The organism is Aquisphaera insulae (assembly GCF_011064615.1).
Lineage (GTDB): Bacteria > Planctomycetota > Planctomycetia > Isosphaerales > Isosphaeraceae > Aquisphaera > Aquisphaera insulae.
On the sequence record NZ_JAALJH010000053.1, the window covers coordinates 34996 to 52985 of the forward strand.

The 17990-nt window shown below is 68.0% G+C and carries 14 protein-coding genes and 1 tRNA gene; 8 read left to right on the forward strand and 7 right to left on the reverse strand.

Going from position 1 to position 17990, the window contains the following annotated elements; genetic code table 11:
• Nucleotides 1-15 precede the first annotated feature (15 nt).
• The 3 genes from G6O54_RS24000 to G6O54_RS24010 all read right to left on the reverse strand — a co-directional run bounded on the left by G6O54_RS24000 (nt 16) and on the right by G6O54_RS24010 (nt 2172).
• Nucleotides 16-1155, reverse strand: a complete 1140-nt coding sequence (locus G6O54_RS24000; protein WP_165228850.1) for a homospermidine biosynthesis protein — start codon at nt 1153-1155, stop codon at nt 16-18.
• Between the two features lie 66 nt (nt 1156-1221).
• Entirely contained in the window at nt 1222-1767 is a 546-nt protein-coding gene (locus G6O54_RS24005) for a pyruvoyl-dependent arginine decarboxylase (protein ID WP_165228852.1), read from the reverse strand.
• Nucleotides 1768-2098: 331 nt separating this feature from the next.
• Nucleotides 2099-2172: transfer RNA gene (locus tag G6O54_RS24010), tRNA-Asp, on the reverse strand.
• Nucleotides 2173-2353: 181 nt separating this feature from the next.
• Here G6O54_RS24010 and G6O54_RS24015 point away from each other — a divergent pair.
• The 3 genes from G6O54_RS24015 to G6O54_RS24025 are packed head-to-tail and all read left to right on the forward strand — an operon-like array spanning nt 2354 to nt 7708.
• Nucleotides 2354-3313 carry a sugar phosphate nucleotidyltransferase gene (locus G6O54_RS24015; protein ID WP_165228854.1) on the forward strand — a complete coding sequence of 320 codons (960 nt, stop codon included), beginning with the start codon at nt 2354-2356 and terminating at the stop codon, nt 3311-3313.
• Nucleotides 3310-6705 (forward strand): UTP--glucose-1-phosphate uridylyltransferase, encoded by a 3396-nt coding sequence (locus G6O54_RS24020; RefSeq protein WP_165228856.1) that lies wholly within the window; start codon nt 3310-3312, stop codon nt 6703-6705. The genes G6O54_RS24015 and G6O54_RS24020 overlap by 4 nt, the downstream gene beginning before the upstream one ends.
• Nucleotides 6706-6733: 28 nt before the next feature.
• Nucleotides 6734-7708: an SDR family oxidoreductase gene (locus G6O54_RS24025; protein ID WP_165228858.1), complete on the forward strand. Its 975-nt coding sequence runs from the start codon at nt 6734-6736 to the stop codon at nt 7706-7708.
• Here the strand turns inward: G6O54_RS24025 and G6O54_RS24030 are convergent.
• Complete coding sequence (locus G6O54_RS24030) at nt 7694-8794, reverse strand: acyl-CoA dehydrogenase family protein (RefSeq protein WP_250847045.1); 1101 nt, start codon at nt 8792-8794, stop codon at nt 7694-7696. The two genes, G6O54_RS24025 and G6O54_RS24030, sit on opposite strands and share 15 nt — an antisense overlap.
• A gap of 66 nt (nt 8795-8860) precedes the next feature.
• Here G6O54_RS24030 and G6O54_RS24035 point away from each other — a divergent pair, with 66 nt between their 5' ends.
• Nucleotides 8861-9313 (forward strand): NUDIX domain-containing protein, encoded by a 453-nt coding sequence (locus tag G6O54_RS24035; protein WP_165228860.1) that lies wholly within the window; start codon nt 8861-8863, stop codon nt 9311-9313.
• 18 nt (nt 9314-9331) lie between these two features.
• On the opposite strand, the gene G6O54_RS24040 is transcribed toward G6O54_RS24035, so the two are convergent.
• Entirely contained in the window at nt 9332-9826 is a 495-nt protein-coding gene (locus G6O54_RS24040) for an ACT domain-containing protein (protein ID WP_165228862.1), read from the reverse strand.
• Between the two features lie 393 nt (nt 9827-10219).
• Here G6O54_RS24040 and G6O54_RS24045 point away from each other — a divergent pair, with 393 nt between their 5' ends.
• The 4 genes from G6O54_RS24045 to G6O54_RS24060 all read left to right on the forward strand — a co-directional run bounded on the left by G6O54_RS24045 (nt 10220) and on the right by G6O54_RS24060 (nt 15012).
• Nucleotides 10220-11566, forward strand: coding sequence for a hypothetical protein (locus tag G6O54_RS24045; protein ID WP_165228864.1), 1347 nt, complete (start codon nt 10220-10222; stop codon nt 11564-11566).
• A gap of 246 nt (nt 11567-11812) precedes the next feature.
• Entirely contained in the window at nt 11813-12091 is a 279-nt protein-coding gene (locus G6O54_RS24050; RefSeq protein ID WP_165228866.1) for an acylphosphatase, read from the forward strand.
• An 87-nt stretch (nt 12092-12178) separates the two neighbouring features.
• Nucleotides 12179-13000, forward strand: coding sequence for an ABC transporter permease (locus G6O54_RS24055; RefSeq protein WP_165228868.1), 822 nt, complete (start codon nt 12179-12181; stop codon nt 12998-13000).
• Nucleotides 13001-13035: 35 nt separating this feature from the next.
• Nucleotides 13036-15012: an ABC transporter ATP-binding protein gene (locus G6O54_RS24060; RefSeq protein WP_165228870.1), complete on the forward strand. Its 1977-nt coding sequence runs from the start codon at nt 13036-13038 to the stop codon at nt 15010-15012.
• A gap of 33 nt (nt 15013-15045) precedes the next feature.
• On the opposite strand, the gene G6O54_RS24065 is transcribed toward G6O54_RS24060, so the two are convergent.
• Nucleotides 15046-15777: an SDR family oxidoreductase gene (locus tag G6O54_RS24065; RefSeq protein WP_165228872.1), complete on the reverse strand. Its 732-nt coding sequence runs from the start codon at nt 15775-15777 to the stop codon at nt 15046-15048.
• Nucleotides 15778-15949: 172 nt separating this feature from the next.
• Complete coding sequence (locus G6O54_RS24070) at nt 15950-17671, reverse strand: S8 family peptidase (RefSeq protein ID WP_165228874.1); 1722 nt, start codon at nt 17669-17671, stop codon at nt 15950-15952.
• Nucleotides 17672-17990: the final 319 nt, after the last annotated feature.

Genomic DNA, 17990 nt, shown 5'->3' on the forward strand with positions numbered 1-17990 from the left:
AACGCCCTGGGACGGTCAATCGAGCTTCTTCCGGGCGGTGAGGTCCGGCGCGGCCTCGCCGCGAGCCTTGTAGTCTTTGCGGAGCGCCGCGTAGTCCTTGGTCCGGCGGTCGTAAAGTCGCTTGAGCGGCCTCGGCTCATGACGGGCGAGCGCGTAGGCGGTCAACAGCGGGAGGAAGATGGTGGAATCGGTGTAGCAGGTGACGCTGTCCGGCAGGGTGTCCGGATCGACCTTGCCCCAGGTCATGGCCTCGCTCGCGGTCGCGCCGGAGAGTCCACCCGTGTCGGGTCGAGCATCCGTGACCTGGAGGAAATAGTCGTGGCCGCTCTCCGCGAGCCCGAGGACCTCCTGGATCTGCGGCTCGGTCTGGAGGATGAAGTTCTTGGGGCTGCCTCCGCCCAGGATGAGGACGCCCGACTTGCCGCCCCCCTTCTTGGCGTTGTAGACGATGGCCGCCGTCTCGTTGACGTCGCGCAGGGTGTCGATCTGGAGCTTGCCGCCCTGGAGGCTGAGCGCGGCGAGGTTCATGCCGATCGAGCTGTCGCCGGGGCTGGACGTGTAGACGGGGACCGCCGCCTCGTAGGCGGCGGCGAGCAGGCTATTGGCGGGACGCTTCAGGGTCTCGGCCCGGGCGTGGAGGTAGCGGCCGACCTCGTGATGGAACTCGGCCGTGCCCATGCTCCGCCCGAAGGCGGGATCCTTGATGATCTCCCGATAGAAGGCGTCGGTGTCCAGGAGCGTGGTGTAATCGAAGACGATGTCGTAGATCCGGATGACGTCATTCTGCCGGAGGGCGAAGTCGTCCAGGTGCGGGCGGCTCTGGTGCAGCGGCAGGTCGAGCGCGTAGTGCGTGTCGTGGTAGAGGTTGGCCCCGGTCGAGACGATCCAGTCCACGAATCCCGCCTTGATGAGGGGGATCAGGCAGCTCATCCCGAGCCCCGCCGGCGTGAGGGCCCCGGAGACGGTCAGCCCGACCGTGCAGTCGGGCTCGAGCAGCTTGCGGGTGAAGACCTGGCAGATTTCGCGGAGCCGGCCGCCGTTGTAGCTGAGGAAGGTCTCCTCGATGAGGTCGGCCGCGGACTCCCGCCCCGTGACGGCGGGAGGCGCGATGCGATGCTTGCTGATCTTGTTGAGGTAGTTCTTCTTCTTGGCCATGAATTCGCGCGCCGATGGGAACCGAGGGAGAGGAGGACCGAGAGGACGCGGAGCCGGGATCGCCGCTCAGGGTAGCAGGATCGCCGCCGCGACGACGGTGGTCCAGAGCCCGTCCTTGTGCCCGACGGCCGTCTGGGTCACTTCCTTGGTCTTGACGATCACGTCGGCCATCTTCCAGATCTCGCGCTTCTCGTCCCAGGAGCTGTTGGGATTGAACTCGACCCCCAGCACGGTGGCGAGCATCTCGGCCGCGAGGTCTTCCGCGTAGTCCGCGGCGATCTTCGCGGTCTGACCATAGGAGTGATGCTCGGAGAGGTAGCCGAAGGTGTCCCGGTCCTTGGGGATGGCAACCCCCACGCTCGCCGCGACCAGCCGATTCGGCTCGGCGGTGGCGCTCTCGCTCATGACCACGTGGACGATCTGGCCGGGCTGGAGGCTTTTGAGCCCCTGGTCGATCGAGATTTCCTTGCAGCGGGGCGGGAAGATGCTCGAGACGCGGACCAGGTTGTAGCAGGCGATGCGCGCGTCGCGGAGGGCCAGCTCGAAGCTCGTCAGTTTCTCCCGATGGGTGCCCACGCCCTTGGTGAAGAACAGCTTTGTTGGTACGTACATCTGTGGACTGGATTCTCCCGGTGCCGGTCGACGCGAAAGAGTCGCCGGACGATTCGCCTCGAAGGGGGGGACGGACTCGGCGCCGCCTTGGCGCTGGCTTCCATGAGGAATCATGAATTATGGTGGCAGAGGCGTCGCCGCTTCAAGACCTGACGGGCCGAAACAGGGAGAGGATTCGATGAAGGAATCCTCGCGATTGTCCGAGCCTGGAAATCCTGCCCCGTTGCTTCACCTTCTGATTCGAGAGGCTCGATCAGATGGGTGGTGACCGTCTCGCGAATCGGATGATGGGAGAGAGGGCACCGAAAGGTGCGATGGGGCGGGATGAAAGCGAGGATGACGGGGCTCGAACCCGCAACCTCCGGCGTGACAGGCCGGTGCTCTAACCAATTGAGCTACATCCCCAATCTTGTTGGTTGGGTGAGAGTTAATTTATCCCCTGGGACCTGGGATGTCAAGGCTCCGGGGTTGCTGACCCGTGAAACAGGGCTTAGTCTGAGTGCCTGAATCCGCGCCGCGGGCGGGATAGGGACAGATCGGACTCGGGCCGGAGGCCCGGAGCGGGCTCTGCTGGAGGGGATTTCGCGTGCATCTCTCGAAGGCGGTGATCACGGCCGCGGGGCGGGGGGCGGGGCAATATCCGCCGACGGATGGCGTCCAGAGGACGATGCTCCCCATCGTCGATCGAGACGGCCTGACCAAGCCCGTCCTCCAGGTCATCGCCGAGGAGGCGATCGAGAGCGGCATCGAGGAGATCTGCGTCGTCGTCGCCCCGGGGGACGAGTCCAGCTATCGGGGCCAGCTCCGACGCTACGCGGCCAACCTCAGGGCGTCCTTCCGGGGCGAGGACTGGGCCAATGAGCAGGCGGACCGGGTCGAGCACCTCGAGCAGCGGCTCCGATTCGCGATCCAGGAAGAAGCACTCGGTTACGGTCATGCCGTCTGGTCCGCACGCGAGTTCCTCGACGGGCAGCCCTTCCTGCTGCTCCTGAGCGATCACCTGTATGTGTCCTCCGAGCCTCGCCGATGTGCCAGGCAGCTCCTGGACCTTGCCGCGTCTGAGGATTGCGCGGTCTCGGCGGTCCAGGCAACGCGAGAGCACCTGATCCACCAGTACGGCACGCTGGCCGGCCGCCGACTGCCGCAGCGATCCGACGTCTACACGATCGACGAGATCATCGAGAAGCCGAACCCGACCCTCGCGGAGCTCCGCCTCCACGTGCCGGGGCTGCGGGCCGGGCACTACCTCTGCTTCTTCGGGATGCACGTGCTGACCAGCACGGTCATCGACATCCTTGGCGACCTGGTCCGCCGCAACGTACGCGACCTCGGGCAGATCCAGCTCACGTCGGCCCTCAACGAGCTGGCCCGCCGCGAGCGATACCTGGCGCTGGAGACTCGCGGATCCCGGTTCAACCTGGGCGTCAAATTCGGCAACATCGAGGCCCAGATCGCCCTCGCCATGGCGGGCCTGGATCGAGAGCGAATCCTCGCCGTGCTGGCGGGCTCCCTGGCGGTCTTCGAGCAGAATTCCCACCGATCATGAGCCAACTCGGACGACTGCTGATCGAGACGATCACCCGCACCGACCCGGCGATCCGCGATCGCTCGGTCCTCTCGCTGGCGCGTGCCTGCGACCTTGGCGAGACCCTCGAGGCGTGTGAGGAGCTCGAGGCGTTCCGCCAGTCGAGCGAGAACCTCTACGAACGGGTCCGCGCCTCGCTCTTCCTGCACGCGCTCTATCGCTATCAGATCCAGGAGGATCCCGGGGTCCGGGCCACCGGCCGGATCCCGTTCCGGGGCTTCACCGACCTCATGGAGCGGCGTTACGAGCAGGCGATCACCGCCTTCCGTCGCGCGGCCCGGGAGTGCGGGCCCGACGGCGCGATCGCCAGCGCGCTGGCCCTCGCCTACGACCAGGTCGCCTTCCAGACCCTCGCCGACCAGGTCCGGAAGTCGGTCCGGAGCTGTCGGGGGAACCGCTGGATGTTCCGCGTCGGCGGCATCGAAGAGCATCCGCTCCGGCTCCATCCGCGGCTCCTCGAGCGGAGCGGGGCGGATTCTCCGTTCCCGATCCTGGTCGAGCGGACGCCGGTCCGGCTGGACCTCTCGCATAGCGGCTGGTCGGACATCTTCTTCCTGGGCATGGACTACCCCGAGGGTGCCCGGGTCCTGAACATCTCCGTGGACCTCGGCGTGCACGGCCGTGACGACGCCCCGAGGCCCCCCATCGAGACGCGGATCCGGGTCATCGACGAGCCGGTCCTGAGGCTGACGAGCATCGACCTGAACGCCTGCAAGGACGTGGAATCCCTCGACGAGCTGTTCAATTTCGGCAACGACTACCTGGGGCTGGTCAAGGCGGGCATCATCGCATCGGGGCTGGTGCCGCCGTCGCTCGAGGGGACCGGCATCCCGCTCGGCCCGCTCCTGGGCGCCGTCATCCGCCCCGGCCTCGGCCTCGAGGTCGTGAGCAAGGTCAACGACATCCCCAAGGGCTCGCGGCTGGCCGTCTCCACCAACCTCCTCGCCTCGCTCATCACGGTCCTGATGAGGGCCACTCGCCAGGCGAGGAATCTCACGGGGGGGCTCGAGCTCGACGAGGCGCGGGTGGCCGTCGCGCGGGCGATCCTCGGCGAATGGCTGGGCGGCTCCGGCGGCGGCTGGCAGGACTCGGGCGGGATCTTCCCGGGCGTCAAGCTGATCCGCGGCGTCCCCGCCGGCGAGGGGGACCCGGAGTGGCAGGTGAGCCGCGGCAGGTTGCTGCCGGAGCACCGCCTCCTGAACGAGTCGCCCGACGAACAGGCGAGCCCGGGATCGACGGCAAACGGGACTTCCCCCGCCGCCTTCCGCGAGGCCCTGGCGAAGAGCCTGATCCTGATCCACGGCGGGATGGCCCAGAACGTCGGGCCCATCCTCAGCATGGTGACCACCAAGTATCTCCTCCGCGGCCCGGCGGAGTGGGAGGCCCGACAGGAGGCCCTCGGGATCTTCGAGCGGATCGTCGAGGCGGTCCAGAAGGTGGACGTCCAGGCGCTGGGGCGGAACACGACGGCGAACTGGGACGGGCCGCTCAAGCGGATCATCCCCTGGGTCTCCAACGCGTTCACGGAGTCGATCATCGCCCTGGCGAAGGCGGAGCTCGGCGACGACTTCTGGGGCTTCCTGATGCTCGGCGGCATGTCCGGCGGGGGCATGGCCTTCATGGTCGCGCCCCACCGTCACGCGGAGTTCCAGGCGAAGGTCCAGGACCTGATGCGCCGCGCCAAGGGCGAGCTCGACGACGCCCTGCCCTTCGCCATGGAGCCCGTGGTCTATGACTTCCGGATCAACCCCAGGGGATCCTGGGCGGAGCTGGAGACGGGACCCGCGGCGACGATGCCGGCCCGCTACTACACGCTCCAGATACCGCGGATGATCTCCTCGGACCGGGCCGGCCTGTCGTCGCTTCGCCGGGCCGACGTGGACCGCTTCGCGAATGGCTCGCAGGATGCCGGCCAGCTCCTCGGCGTCTTCCGGACGACCGTGAACCATCTCTTCCCGGTCACCCGCGCCGCCGGCGACGCCACCGCCGAGCAGTGGGACGAGCAGGCCGAGGCGGTCCGCCGGGACAACGGTTTCGACGCCGTGCAGCACGAGCGACTTCGATCCGATCTGCAACGCGGGCGAATCGGATTGGCGCGCAATCGCCTGCCGGTTGACCTCGAGATCGAGGACGTGGACGACGCGGACCTGGTCCCGGCCCATCGGCCCGCGACGCGCGGCACCACGCTCGCCGGCGAGGCCGCGCTCGCCTGCGGCGAGGTGGCAGTCGTGACGCTGGCCGCGGGCGTGGGGAGCCGCTGGACGACCGGCGCCGGGGTGGTCAAGGCCGTCAATCCGTTCGTGATGATGGCGGGACGGCATCGCAGCTTCCTGGAAATCCACCTTGCGAAGACGCGCGCCGTGATGAAGCGGCTGGGGATCGTCATCCCCCACGTCGTCACCACGAGCTACCTCACCCATTCGGCCATCGAGCGACACCTCGAACGGAGCGAGAACTACGGCCATCCCGGGCCCGTCCATCTCTCCCGCGGCCAGTCGATCGGCCAGCGGCTGATCCCCATGGCCCGCGACCTGACCTTCCTCTGGGAGGAGGGGACGCACGAGACCCTGGACGAGAACAAGCAGAAGGTCCGCGAGGCCGGCCGCAAGGCCATCCTGGAGTGGGCGAAATCGCAGGGAGAGGGCAACGACTATACCGACAACCTACCGGTCCAGCGGTTCAACCCGCCGGGCCACTTCTACGAGGTCCCCAACCTGCTCCGCAACGGGCTCCTCGGTCGACTCCTGCGAGACCATCCCCGGCTCAACTGGCTGATGGTCCACAACATCGACACCCTGGGCGCCACGCTCGACCCGGGGATCCTCGGCTCGATCGTCGAGGGCGGGTCCACCCTGGGCTTCGAGGTGATCCCCCGCCGCATCGAGGATCGCGGCGGCGGGCTCGCCAAGGTGGCCGGCCGGCTCCGGCTGCTCGAAGGACTGGCACAGCCCCGCGAGGAGACCGAGTTCGCCCTCCGCTATTACAACACGCTGACGACCTGGGTCCGCATCGACGGCCTGCTCGAGACGCTCCAGCTCACCCGCGACGAGCTATCGTCCCACCCCGAGAAGGTCGCCGTGGCCGTCCGGAACCTGGCCGCGAGGGTCCCCACCTACGTCACCATCAAGGACGTGAAGCGGCGCTGGGGCCACGGCCAGGAGGACGTCTTCCCGGTCGCCCAGTTCGAGAAGCTCTGGGGCGACCTGACCTCGCTGCCGGACCTGCACTGCTCGTTCCTCTCCGTGCGTCGAGAGCGCGGACAGCAGCTCAAGGATGCCGCCCAGCTCGACGGCTGGGCGAACGACGGCAGCGGGCCTCACGTCGAGTCCCTTTGCGACTTCTCCGGATCCTGACGACCCCCAAATCGGATAGCCAACCAAGATGAGCCAATCGGAAACGGTCCTGGTCACGGGCGGTGCGGGTTTCATCGGCTCGCATCTCGTCGGGGCGCTCCTCGATGAGGGCTACTCCGTCCGCGTCATCGACAACCTGTCGACCGGCCATCGCTCTAACCTCGCCGATTTCGAAGGACGGTACGACTGGATCGAGGGGGAGCTCGCGGATTTCGAGGTCTGCCGACGCGCCGCCGACGGGGTCGACCTGGTCCTCCATCAGGGAGCCATACCGAGCGTCCCTCGGTCGGTCAAGGATCCGCTCGGATCGCACCGGAGCGGGCCGACGGCCACCCTCAACATGCTCGAAGCCGCGCGCCTGGCCGGCGTCCGCCGTTTCCTCCTCGCCGCATCCAGCAGCGCCTACGGCGACACGCTCGAGCTCCCCAAGCACGAGGAGATGCTCCCCAATCCGCTCTCGCCTTATGCCGCGAGCAAGCTTGCCGGCGAGCATTATGTCCGGGTGTATGCCAGGACCATGGGCCTGGACGGTGCGAGCCTGCGATATTTCAACATCTTCGGGCCGAGGCAGGATCCGTCGAGCCCGTACAGCGGCGTGATCTCGCTGTTCATCGAGCACATGTCCCGAGGGCAGTCTCCGACGATCTATGGCGACGGGACCCAGACCCGGGACTTCACGTATGTCGCCAATGCCGTCTCGGCGAACCTCGCAGCCTTGAAGCACCCCGCGCCGCTCGAGGGCCGGGTGTTCAACGTGGGAACCGGGACGCGCGTCAGCCTGCTCGACCTGGTCGCAGGCCTGAACCGACTGCTCGGTACGAACCTGGAACCGATCCTCAGGGAACCTCGGGCCGGGGACGTGCGCGACTCCCTGGCCAGCATCGAGCTCATCGGCAAAGTCCTCGGCTACCGCCCCCTGGTCTCGTTCGAGGATGGGCTCCGGAGGACCCTGGATGCGGTCCTCAAGGCGAGGCAGGGCGGCGAAGGCTCAAGCGCCCGCTAGGTTGCCGATCGCCTCCTGGACGAGCGAAGGCGGGCACGACCAGACCAGGAAGAAGAGGGCCTGCCGCGCCCACCGCTGGGCGGGCTCCGACCTGACGAAGCCACTCCCTTTTCGTGCCAGCAGGAAGGCCTGGGTCGACCGGCAGACCAGGTCGTTGGACTGCTCGCGGAGCTCCAGGGGATCGCAGGAATTCAGGTCCCCCCGGGCGCAGGCCAGGAGAGAACCGAAGCATTCGGACCAACGGGCTTCGAAGCGGGCCGAGGGCAGAAGAAGCTCGGTCTTCGCCGCCGAGAGCTGCCGCAACGCCGCCACGGCCGCCTGCGCCTGGCCCAGTGCCAGGGCCGAGGTTTCCAGCCCGGCCGTCCCGACCGCTCCGGGTTGGGAGGAGATCTCGGCGTTGGGATCGGTCAGGAGGTCGGAGTCGTCCACCTGGACTTCCCCGAGCGTCACCTCCGCGGTGCAGGACGCCTGCAACGAGGCCAGTTCGAAAGAGGGTCGAACGGTCACGCCGGCCCGATCGGCCGGCAGGGCGATCAGGAGCTGTCGACCATCCTCCATCAGCGCGCCCGTGACGAAGAGGTCGGCCCGTTCGGCCCCGGTCACCCAGGGCATGGCCCCTTTAAGGAGGTATTGCCCCGGGGAGGTCTCGATCGCGGTCAGGGCCTGGGCCCCCAGGCGCCGGGAGGTGGTGAGCTGAGAAATGCCGACGGTCGCGAACGCCTCCTTCGCCCGGATCCGGTCGAGCCAGCGGCGGGCCGCGGGGCGATCGCCGGCCGCGGCGAGGCGCTTCACGGCCGCCTCGTGCTGCGACATGATGAACGCCGCGGTCAGGCTGCCGGAGGCAACCTGGGCGAACCGCTGGATCATGAGCGGCCGGGCAAGCCCCTGCCCCCCCTGCTCCGTCGGCAGGGACCACAGGGTTGCCCCGGCCTCCAGGAGCAATCGCCAGAGCGGCTCGGACCAGGTCCCGGCCATATCGACGTCAGCGTCGTGCTCGCTCAGGCGGCCGATCAGATTCTCGATCCCGGCGGCATCCGGGTCGGGAACAGTCCACGCGGGAGCGACGGTCTCGGAGTTGCTCATCATGGTCCCTGCTGGGAGAATCCCGTTGGTTTCTCCTCATCGTAGCACGAACCCTCGAACGAGTGCCCCATGCCGCCTCCCTACTGCTACGACCACCCGCGTCCGATGGTCACCGTGGACCTCGTCGTCTTCACCCGGATCGACGGCGCGGAGCACGTCCTGCTGATCCGCCGCCGCCGCGATCCGTTCGCCGGCTCCTGGGCGATTCCCGGCGGATACCTCGAAATGGACGAGGCGCCCGAAGCCGGCGCCCGCCGCGAGCTCCGCGAGGAGACGGGCCTGATCATCCCCGGCCCGGTCGAGCCGATCGGTTTCTTCGGCGAGCCCGACCGCGATCCCCGCGGCAGGACGATCACCCTGGCCTTCGCGGCGATCCTCGCTGGGACCGATCACCGGATTGAAGGCGGGGACGATGCGGCCGAGGCCGCCTGGCAGCCGCTTGATGGTCACTTCGCCCTGGCCTTCGACCATGCGAAAATCCTCGGCGCGGCCAGGGATTGGCTCGCCCGTCAGGTCGGATAGGCCGAGTCGGCGACGCGGTCACGACGAGAGGTCGGCCTCGCAGAGGATCTCGAATCCCATGTCGTGGAGGGTGCGGCTGGCCTGCTCGGAGTTGTCGATGTGCATGGCGATCGCCGACCGTCCGCGGGGGGTGCCGATCAGCGGATAGGCGTAGTGGATGTTGATCTCGGCCTGGAGGAGCGCCGTGCAGAGCTCGTTGATCGCGCTCGAGGTCGCCGAGAGCTCCACGGCGACGAGCTCGTTCTCGGCGAAGGCGTGCTTGTTGAGCGAGAGGATCTCGCGCCCCTGCTCGGGATGGCTGACGATCAATCGGAGGATCGAGCAGTCGGCGGAATCCGAGATCGTCAGGCCGACGATCTTCACCTTGCTCCCCTGGAAGGCGCGAACGACCTCCAGGAGCTGGCCGACCCGGTTCTCGAGGAAGACCGAGAACTGAGTGACCGTGGGCCAGTTCCGGCCGCGAACCGTTTCCAGCTCAACTTCGCTGCCGCCGTCATCCTCGCCGAAGCTCATGAAGCCCCCGCAGTTTCGGACTGCATGGTACAATACCGCTGAGAAGCCAAGGTAATGGCTGATCGGTGCATCGGTCAATGGCGGGCGGGGGGGAAACCCGGACGGTCGGGAGAATTCCGACGGTCCTGGCGGTCGACCCCAGGGCGATGGGTCGCAGGGCCGAAAGGGACAGGAAATCGTTCGAGGTCGAAGCGGGACGGTGCCGAAGATTGGGACGTGATAGGCTCGAATATCCTGCCGCCGCGGGACGTCTCGGGGGATGAGGGACGATCCGCGCCGAATCGAGCCCGAAATTGCAAATCCACCGACTTATGAGTGCATGACGAAACGGGCCCGGGAGGGTGGGCGTGGGAGCGCCCTCGGGAACGGCCCCGTCCAGAAAGGTCCAACGCAATGCTGTGGCGACACCTTTGCCTGGTCCGGGCCTGGTCGGCCGCGGGCCTGATCCTGGTCGGATCGATCCCGGCGACGGCCCGGACCCCGGGGCTGGCCGACGATGTCGAGCGATCCGCCCCGCCGGCCGCGGTCGAGACCGAGACGGTCGACTTGCTCAAGGGGAGCGGCTCCGGCGAGCTGGGCGTCATCGCCCGGGGGGACGGCCAGGAGCGGGTCCGGCTGACGGTCCGGAACACCACGGCCAAGCGGCTGAACGTGGTCATCCCGCCCGGGCTGGTCGCGTCGGCGTCCGCCTCCCAGCCCGGCGGACGGCCTCAGAGCATGGGCCTCGGCTCGATCAACAATCGGGCGGGCGGCTTCGGCCAGTTCGCCAGCACCGGGAATCCCGTCGGGCTCCGGTCGGTCGGCGTGAAGCCCACCTCCGGTCCGGCCGTCGCGGTCCCCGCGGGAGAAACCCTGGAGCTGTCGATCCCGGCCGTCTGCCTGAACTACGGGCTGCCGACCCCGACCACCGCCAACACGTTCTCGCTCATGGACGTGGATGACTACTCGAACGACCCGCGGGTCCGCAAGTCCCTCCGAACCCTCGCGACGCTGGGCACCAGCCACGGCGTGGCCCAGGCGGTCATGTGGAGGGTCTGCAACGACCTGCCGTTCGAGACGATGGCCGCCGAGGCCGGCAAGATCATGAACCACTCGGAGATCCAGATTGCCGCCCGCCTCGTGGAGCTGGTCGACCGCAGCCCCGGCGAGGAGACGGTCGACGCCTCGGCCCTCCAGCAGGGGCGGATCTTCGTCCAGATTCACGGCCAGGGGGCACTCGCCCAGGACGCCCAGCGGCTCAACGATCAGATCGAGAACTACCGGCTGATGGGACTTCCGGTCCGGTCCGCGATCGGCGGCGAGACTCCCGCGGTCACGGGCCCCGCGCTCCTCGTGAAGCTCGAGCTGACCGATTCCAAGATCGGCGAGACGAAGGGCCGGATCGCGATCGGCTATCGGGGCATGGACGACGCCTGGCAGCCGATCGGCAGGGCGAACTTCCAGGACAACTCGTCGCTCGCCGTCCTGGATGGCGAGACGCTGGCCCGGAAGCTCGACCAGGCGATCGCCGGCGTCCTCGTGACGGTCAAGCCCGCCAAGAAGGTGGTCGGCAGCACCACGCTCCGGGTCGACAACCGGCTCCCCTTCACGCTCTCGGCCGTCACGGTGAAAGCCGGCACCTCGGCCGGCGCCCCGATCGTCCCGTTCTCGGCCGTCGGCGTCGGCCCCGGGCGCTCCGCCTTGCTTCCGATCCAGGCCCCCATCGCCACCATCGAACGGGTCGAGCTGAACGGGCTCTGATCCGGCCCTCGACCGCGATCACGCTGGAATTCGCCAGGGCCGGCCGCGATCCCCGACCACGTCGGATCGCGGCCGGTTCGCGTTGCGGCGAGGGCTTCAACGGGCTCCCGGGGCGCAATGCCCGCGCCTCTGCCCCTTGTCCGGGATTGCCGATGTCCGCTAGACTGAATATCTGTTGAATGGGCAGCCGCGGGGGCCGGGCGGAGTTCGCTCGGTGGCCGGCGGAGCGGAAACGCTGGGACCGCCATGTCCCCGGTTCGTCGTCGCTATTTCTTCTCGGGCCACGTCCAGGGCGTTGGATTTCGCGCGACCTGCCGCCACCTCGCCGGTGGCTTCGAGGTCGTCGGGAGCGTCCGGAACTTGCCCGACGGTCGAGTCGAGATGCTCGTCGAAGGAACGCCCGCGGAGCTCGATCGCCTGCTCGAGGCCATCGGCGACGAGATGGGCGGGTTCATCCGGGAGACCAGCGTCCACGACGAACCGACCGGCCATCCCGCCCTCGAGGGCTTCTCGATCCGCTTCTAGCCGGCCTGCCCGGTCCGCGGAGCTCGTCCCGATCACGATCCAATCGTTGTCATTGCCATCATCAAGATCCCCCCATCCCGATCGACCATGAAATCCATCACCATCGCCCTCGCCACCGCCAAGGAAACGATCCGCCAGCCCTCCTTCTTCGTCATGGCGGTCATCGCCGGGGCGCTGCTGATCGCGACGATCTTCGTCCCATACTTCACCTTCGGTGAAGACATCAAGATGTACAAGGACACGGGCCTGACCACGATCTCGTTCGCGTGCATGCTGCTCGCGCTGCTGACGGCGAGCTCGACCGTGGCCGAGGAGATCGAGGGCAAGACCGCGATCACGCTCCTCTCCAAGCCGATCAACCGACGACAGTTCATCATCGGCAAGTTCCTGGGGATCGAGCTCGGCGTCCTCGCTCTCTATGTCCTGCTGGGGACGCTCTTCGCGGGCGGACTCTGGTACAAGTATGCCTACGATCTCCGCGAGTCGGCCGGCGGCACCGCCGAGACGGCCAAGCGGCTCGCCCAGGTCCTGCAGGTCCTGCCGGGCCTGATCCTGGGATTCTTCGAGGTCACCATCCTGACCAGCATCAGCGTGGCCATCTCCACCAGGCTGCCGATGCTGGTGAACCTGGTGGTCTGCATCCTCATCTTCTTCCTGGGGCACCTCAGCCCGGTCCTGGTCGAGGTGGCGCAGCAGGGGCAGATGAACGAGCTGATGAGCTTCATGGCCAAGCTCTTCGCGTGGATTCTGCCCGGTCTCGAGTTCTACAACGCCGGCCCCTCGATCTCCACCGGTCAGATTATCCCGTGGTACCGCTACGTTCTGCCGGCGCTGGGCTACTGCGTGTTGTACAGTGGAGCAGCCTTGTTGTTCGCCTTCCTGCTTTTTGAGGATCGCGACCTCGCCTGATTGGAAGCGATCCCGACCCGCCGGAGTCTCCGCGCATGCAAGCCGACGCGTATCGTCGCGCAAGGACGCTCATCAGTTCCGAGCGCGACGGCCTCGTCGCCCGAATCCTCGGCGCGGTCCAGTCGCTCCTGCTCCTGAAGCTGCTGGTGATCGGCTGCCTCTTCGTCGTCCTGATGGCCGACCGCGGCGAGGCCAGATTCCCCGTCGCCAACCAGGACAAGCTCCCCGCCTGGGCCATCCCCCTGGGATCCAGCGACGGGCAGTATATCCGGTTCCGGAATACGGGCATCTTCCCGCTCGTCGCCAACAACCTGATGAGCCCCAATCCGGTCCATCGGCTGGGCGCGGGACTGATGGACCGGATCACGGGAATCATCCCGCCGCTGAGGAACAACGTGGGGGCCCTGGCCACCCTGCTGGCGAGCGGCCTGCTGCTCCTCCTGGCCATCAGCCTGATGACCCAGTGGCGGCGCCGGGCCATGTCGCGGGCGGCGACCAACCTGGCGACGACCCTCCGCCGGCAGATCCATCGCCAGATGTACCGGCTCGGGGACTCGTCCCTCCCCACCGAGGGGATCGGCCCGGTCGTGAACATCTGGACCCGAGAGGTGAACGACGTGCGGGAGGCCCTGCTCGCGGACCTGGACGTCACGCCGCGGACCCAGATCCTCGCCGCCGGCCTGATCCTGATCGCCCTCTTCGCGTCTCCGATCCTGACCGTCTTCCTGGGTTCGCTGGGCCTGCTGGTCTGGATCACGTCGCGGGTGCTCAACCGCGACGCCCGCCTCGCGCATGACGCGGCCCTCCGCGACGTCTCGGTGCAGCTCTGCCTGCTCCACGAGGATCTCGCCCTGCTCCGGACCGTGCGAATCCACGGCCTGGAGAGTTACGATCGCCAGCGCTTCGACGAGCACCTGGACCGATTCCGCCAGGCCGATGCGGATCGGATCGCCACCGAGCCCAGGCTCAACCCCACCACGGTGCTGCTCTATGGGGCGGCCGTCGTGATCGCGCTGGGGCTCCTCGGTTACAACGTCCTGATCCGGGATCAGATCTCGATCGCCACCATGCTCGTGCTGATGGCGTCGCTGGCGAGCCTGGCGCTGCCGATTGCGCGATGGCTGAAGCTGCGAGGGCTGATTGCCCAGGCCAACCGATCCGCAGGTGGAGTCTTCGAGTTCCTGGAACGGTCGCCGGAGCTCCATCAGAACGTGGGGGCCCACTTCCTGGGCGCGGTCAAGGAGCGGGTCAGCTTGCAGGACGTCTCGCTTCGGAGTCGTTCCGGACGGCCGCTGCTGAACTCGATCCGGGTGGACATCGCGGCCGGGACCAGGACGGGGATCCTCAGCCTCGAGGAGGATTCCCGGCTGGCCCTCGCCTGCCTCATCCCGCGCCTGATCGACCCGAATTCCGGCCGGATCCTGATCGACGGCCATGATCTCCGCGACGTCACCCTGGAGTCGATCCGGGCCCAGGTCGGCACGGTCCTCCAGGCGGACCTCGTCTTCACCGATTCGGTGCTCGTGAACATCGGCATGGGCGATCCGATCAATGGGCTCCCCCGCGTGATCGAGGCGGCGAAGCTGGCCCACGTCCATCACGTCATCCTGGACCTGCCTCACGGTTACGACACGATCATCGGGCCGCTCGGCCATTACCTGAAGCCGGACGAGCAGTTTCGGATCGCCCTGGCGCGAACGTACCTCCACGACGCCTCGGTGCTGATCGTGGAGGAGCCCACGGCGCAGGTGGATGACGAGACCCAGCTCCTCCTCGATGACACCCTCTCACGCCTGGCCGAGGGCCGGACGCTCCTATTGCTCCCCAATCGCCTCTCGACCATCCGTTCCTGCGACCAGCTCCTGGTGATCCACGACGGCCGGATCGAGGACGTGGGGAGCCCGGCCCAGCTCGAGATCGATAGCAAGCTCTATCGCCACCTGATCTACGAGAAGTTCAACGAGTACGCCAGCGGCGAGATCGCCGCCGGCCACCTCGGACTGAATGTCTGAGCCCGCACGGGCCCGCGACGCCCGGTCGGCGTCTCAGCAGAAGTCGTCGACCGTGGGCGTCATGACGAGCTCGGGGACCCTCGCTCGCGGGTCGAGCTCGACCAGGAATTTCACCGCGGCGGCGATGTCCTCCGGCTGGAGGATCGCGGCGCGGCGGTCGGCCGGCACGGGCACGGGACGGGCATCGAGGATCGGCGTGTTCACCTCGCCGGGATAGATCACCGTGGACCGGATTCCGCGGATCCCCTCTTCCCGGCCCAGGCACATCCCGAGCGCCGACTGCCCGAACTTCGAGGCCGAATAGCCGGCGCCTCCGAGGGTACTGGCCCTCAGGCCGGAGATCGAGCAGATCTGGATGATCAGCCCCGAGCCCCGCTCGCGCATGGATGGCAAGACGGCCTTCACCAGGTTGAACGGCCCGGTCAGGTTCACGGCCACCATCCGGTCCCAGTCCTCCGGGGCCAGGACGTCGAGCTTGCGATTGCGGACGTTCGTGCCCGCGTTGCAAACGAGGATATCGATCGAGCCGAACGTCTCGAGCACCTTCTCAACGGCGCCCCCGACGCCGTTGCGGTCGGCGACGTCGCAGGAGACGGTCAAGGCGGAGGCCCCGCCGGAGAGCCCGGCCCGGGTCTCCTCCAGCTTGGCGGACTCGCGCCCGAGCAGGGCCAGGCGGATCCCGAGCCCGTCCAGGGCCCGGGCGATGCCGCGTCCGATCCCGCTCCCCGCGCCGCTGATCAGTGCGGTCTTCAACGTCGTCGCCATGCCGCGTCCCCCTCGCGATGAACCCCGGAGACTCGATGCCGGCCGGCCCGGCCTCCCCGGGGATGCCCGAACAAGTCGAGGACCCCGTCGCCGCCCAGGAAAGAGGCCGCGCGGGGTCCCATCCGACTGCATTCTATCGCGACCGATCGGGCGAGGCGACGCTCCGCCGTGGTTAGCGGGCTCGACGACGCGGGTGGGACATCCGCACGGCCAGGCGGCCGGTCGGATAGAGCTTGCCCGCGGCGGCCAGGCTGCTCGCCCGGGTCGCCGCCTTCCAGACGCGGACCTGGGACGTCCCGGCGTCGGTCGAATCCGAGGAATCGTCGGACGCCCACGCGTTCATCCCCTGGATGAGGGTGTCCAGGCTGCCCGCGGAGAGGGTGGATGACTGGTCCGAGCTCGTCACTCGCTTGCCGTTGACGTAGATCCGCACGTTGGACGAGGCGGTCACGGTGGTCGTCGCGGAGCCCGGCGACGTGGTCGTGGTCGTGGTCGTGGTCGTCCCATCGCCGGATGTCGTGGTCGTTGGCGTGGTCGTGGTGGTCGGCGGAGGCGAAGTCGTCGTCGTATCGACCACCGGGACCGAGGCGGTCGGGTTCGTTGCGGCCGATCCGCCCGTATCGGTCTGCGTCGGCGTGGTCACCACGACGGGCGGGGGCGGGGGCGGGGGCGGGGACGCCGGTGCAGTGGCGGTGGCCTGGGGGACCAGCGAGGCGGAGTTGAGGACGTCGAGACGTCCGATGGTCAGGCCGGTGACGCTATCATTCACCGCCCTGGCGCCCTTCTCCAGCCACCCGGTCACCTGATCGACGGTCGGCAGCGTGCCGAACCGCGAGGCGTAGATCTGTTGAAGGAGCACGACGGCGCCGCTGACGAGGGGGGCGGCGAAGCTCGTCCCTTCCACCGTCGTGGTCCCGCTGTCGCCGGCCGGCGCCACGAGGCCCTTGCCGGGGGCGGCGAGGTCGGTCATCGATCCCATGCCGACCGTCGATCCGAGCCTCTGGGCGTTCGAGAGCAGGTGATCCGACGTGTCCGTGGCCGTGACGCCGATCACGCCGTCGACGATCGAGGTGAACCCTTCCCCTTGCTGGCCCGTGAAGCTGTTGCCGGTCGCCGCGACGACGGCGATCTTCATCGAGGTGAGCTGTCCGATCAACTCGGTGATCTTCTGCCCGTTGCCCCCATCCTGGGCGAACCAGTTGTGGGCGTAGTTGCCGCCGTCCGAGAGCGACATGTTGACGACGGTGATGTTGTACTCGGAGTGGTGATCCACGACCCACTGCAGGGCGTTGACGATGCTGCCGAGGTCGGCCGAGTTGTTGTCGCCGACGACCTTCAGGGCCACGATGTTGACGCCCGGCGCGACGCCCGGGTCGCTGGCGTCGGACGAGGCGATCAGCCCGGCGACCGCCGTGCCGTGCTGCGACGTCGTGGCCATCGGATCCGCGGAGTTGTTGGCGAAATTGTAGCCGGCGATGACCTTGGCATTGGCCCCGAACGAGCCGCCGAAGGCGGAGTTCTTGTAGTCGACGCCGGTGTCGATGACGGCGACGGCCATGCCCTTCCCGTCCACCGAATAGGCCGATCGCGTGGCGGCGGCGTTGATGATCGGGTCGTAGACCGCGGCCGTCCCCGCGGCGACCGAACCGACCGGCATCTCCCTGGTCGCGACCGAGGCCGGGACGTGGGCTCGAGCCCGCTCGACGGGCGGAGTTTGAACGGACGTCTCCGGCCGAAGGTGGTTCGAGAAGGCCGGGACGCCGGCCTTCGCGGCGGAGAGGACCTCGGTCCCCGGGGTCGTGGACAGGAGGCAGCGATCATCGAGGGATTCGATCGTGGGATGCTGGGCTCGGTCCTTCTTTCGGTTCCGGAAGCAGTCCGTGATCCATGCCATGAACAGGTCTCCCCAGACGGCCGCCATACCATTGGCTCCGGCCGCCCCGCGAATCGGTTGTGAACACCCCCCTTCCATGGCGAGCGGCGATCGCGGGCCGGATCGTTCGGCCAGACGAGCGACGCGCGGGGACCCGGCCCGGGCGTCGCCCGGAGAGTCCGCGGAGCGTATGGCAAGGTTGTTGGGCCGCCTTCGGCGTTCCGTCGCCGGGTCCGTCCGCGGACGACCTGGGGACCGGGTGCCTCCGGTTTGGTGACCCGGGAGCAACGGATCGTCCTCCGACCGGTCCGGGAAAGGGTCTGGGGACACCCCTCGCGCG

What these genes read in the sequence shown, in the direction of transcription:
- G6O54_RS24000 (WP_165228850.1), bottom strand. Translation starts at nt 1,155, where the DNA reads ATGGCCAAGAAGAAGAACTACCTCAACAAGATCAGCAAGCATCGCATC.
- G6O54_RS24005 (WP_165228852.1), bottom strand. Translation starts at nt 1,767, where the DNA reads ATGTACGTACCAACAAAGCTGTTCTTCACCAAGGGCGTGGGCACCCAT.
- G6O54_RS24020 (WP_165228856.1), top strand. Translation starts at nt 3,310, where the DNA reads ATGAGCCAACTCGGACGACTGCTGATCGAGACGATCACCCGCACCGAC.
- G6O54_RS24025 (WP_165228858.1), top strand. Translation starts at nt 6,734, where the DNA reads ATGAGCCAATCGGAAACGGTCCTGGTCACGGGCGGTGCGGGTTTCATC.
- G6O54_RS24030 (WP_250847045.1), bottom strand. Translation starts at nt 8,794, where the DNA reads ATGATGAGCAACTCCGAGACCGTCGCTCCCGCGTGGACTGTTCCCGAC.
- G6O54_RS24035 (WP_165228860.1), top strand. Translation starts at nt 8,861, where the DNA reads ATGCCGCCTCCCTACTGCTACGACCACCCGCGTCCGATGGTCACCGTG.
- G6O54_RS24040 (WP_165228862.1), bottom strand. Translation starts at nt 9,826, where the DNA reads ATGAGCTTCGGCGAGGATGACGGCGGCAGCGAAGTTGAGCTGGAAACG.
- G6O54_RS24045 (WP_165228864.1), top strand. Translation starts at nt 10,220, where the DNA reads ATGCTGTGGCGACACCTTTGCCTGGTCCGGGCCTGGTCGGCCGCGGGC.
- G6O54_RS24050 (WP_165228866.1), top strand. Translation starts at nt 11,813, where the DNA reads ATGTCCCCGGTTCGTCGTCGCTATTTCTTCTCGGGCCACGTCCAGGGC.
- G6O54_RS24055 (WP_165228868.1), top strand. Translation starts at nt 12,179, where the DNA reads ATGAAATCCATCACCATCGCCCTCGCCACCGCCAAGGAAACGATCCGC.
- G6O54_RS24060 (WP_165228870.1), top strand. Translation starts at nt 13,036, where the DNA reads ATGCAAGCCGACGCGTATCGTCGCGCAAGGACGCTCATCAGTTCCGAG.
- G6O54_RS24065 (WP_165228872.1), bottom strand. Translation starts at nt 15,777, where the DNA reads ATGGCGACGACGTTGAAGACCGCACTGATCAGCGGCGCGGGGAGCGGG.
- G6O54_RS24070 (WP_165228874.1), bottom strand. Translation starts at nt 17,671, where the DNA reads ATGGCATGGATCACGGACTGCTTCCGGAACCGAAAGAAGGACCGAGCC.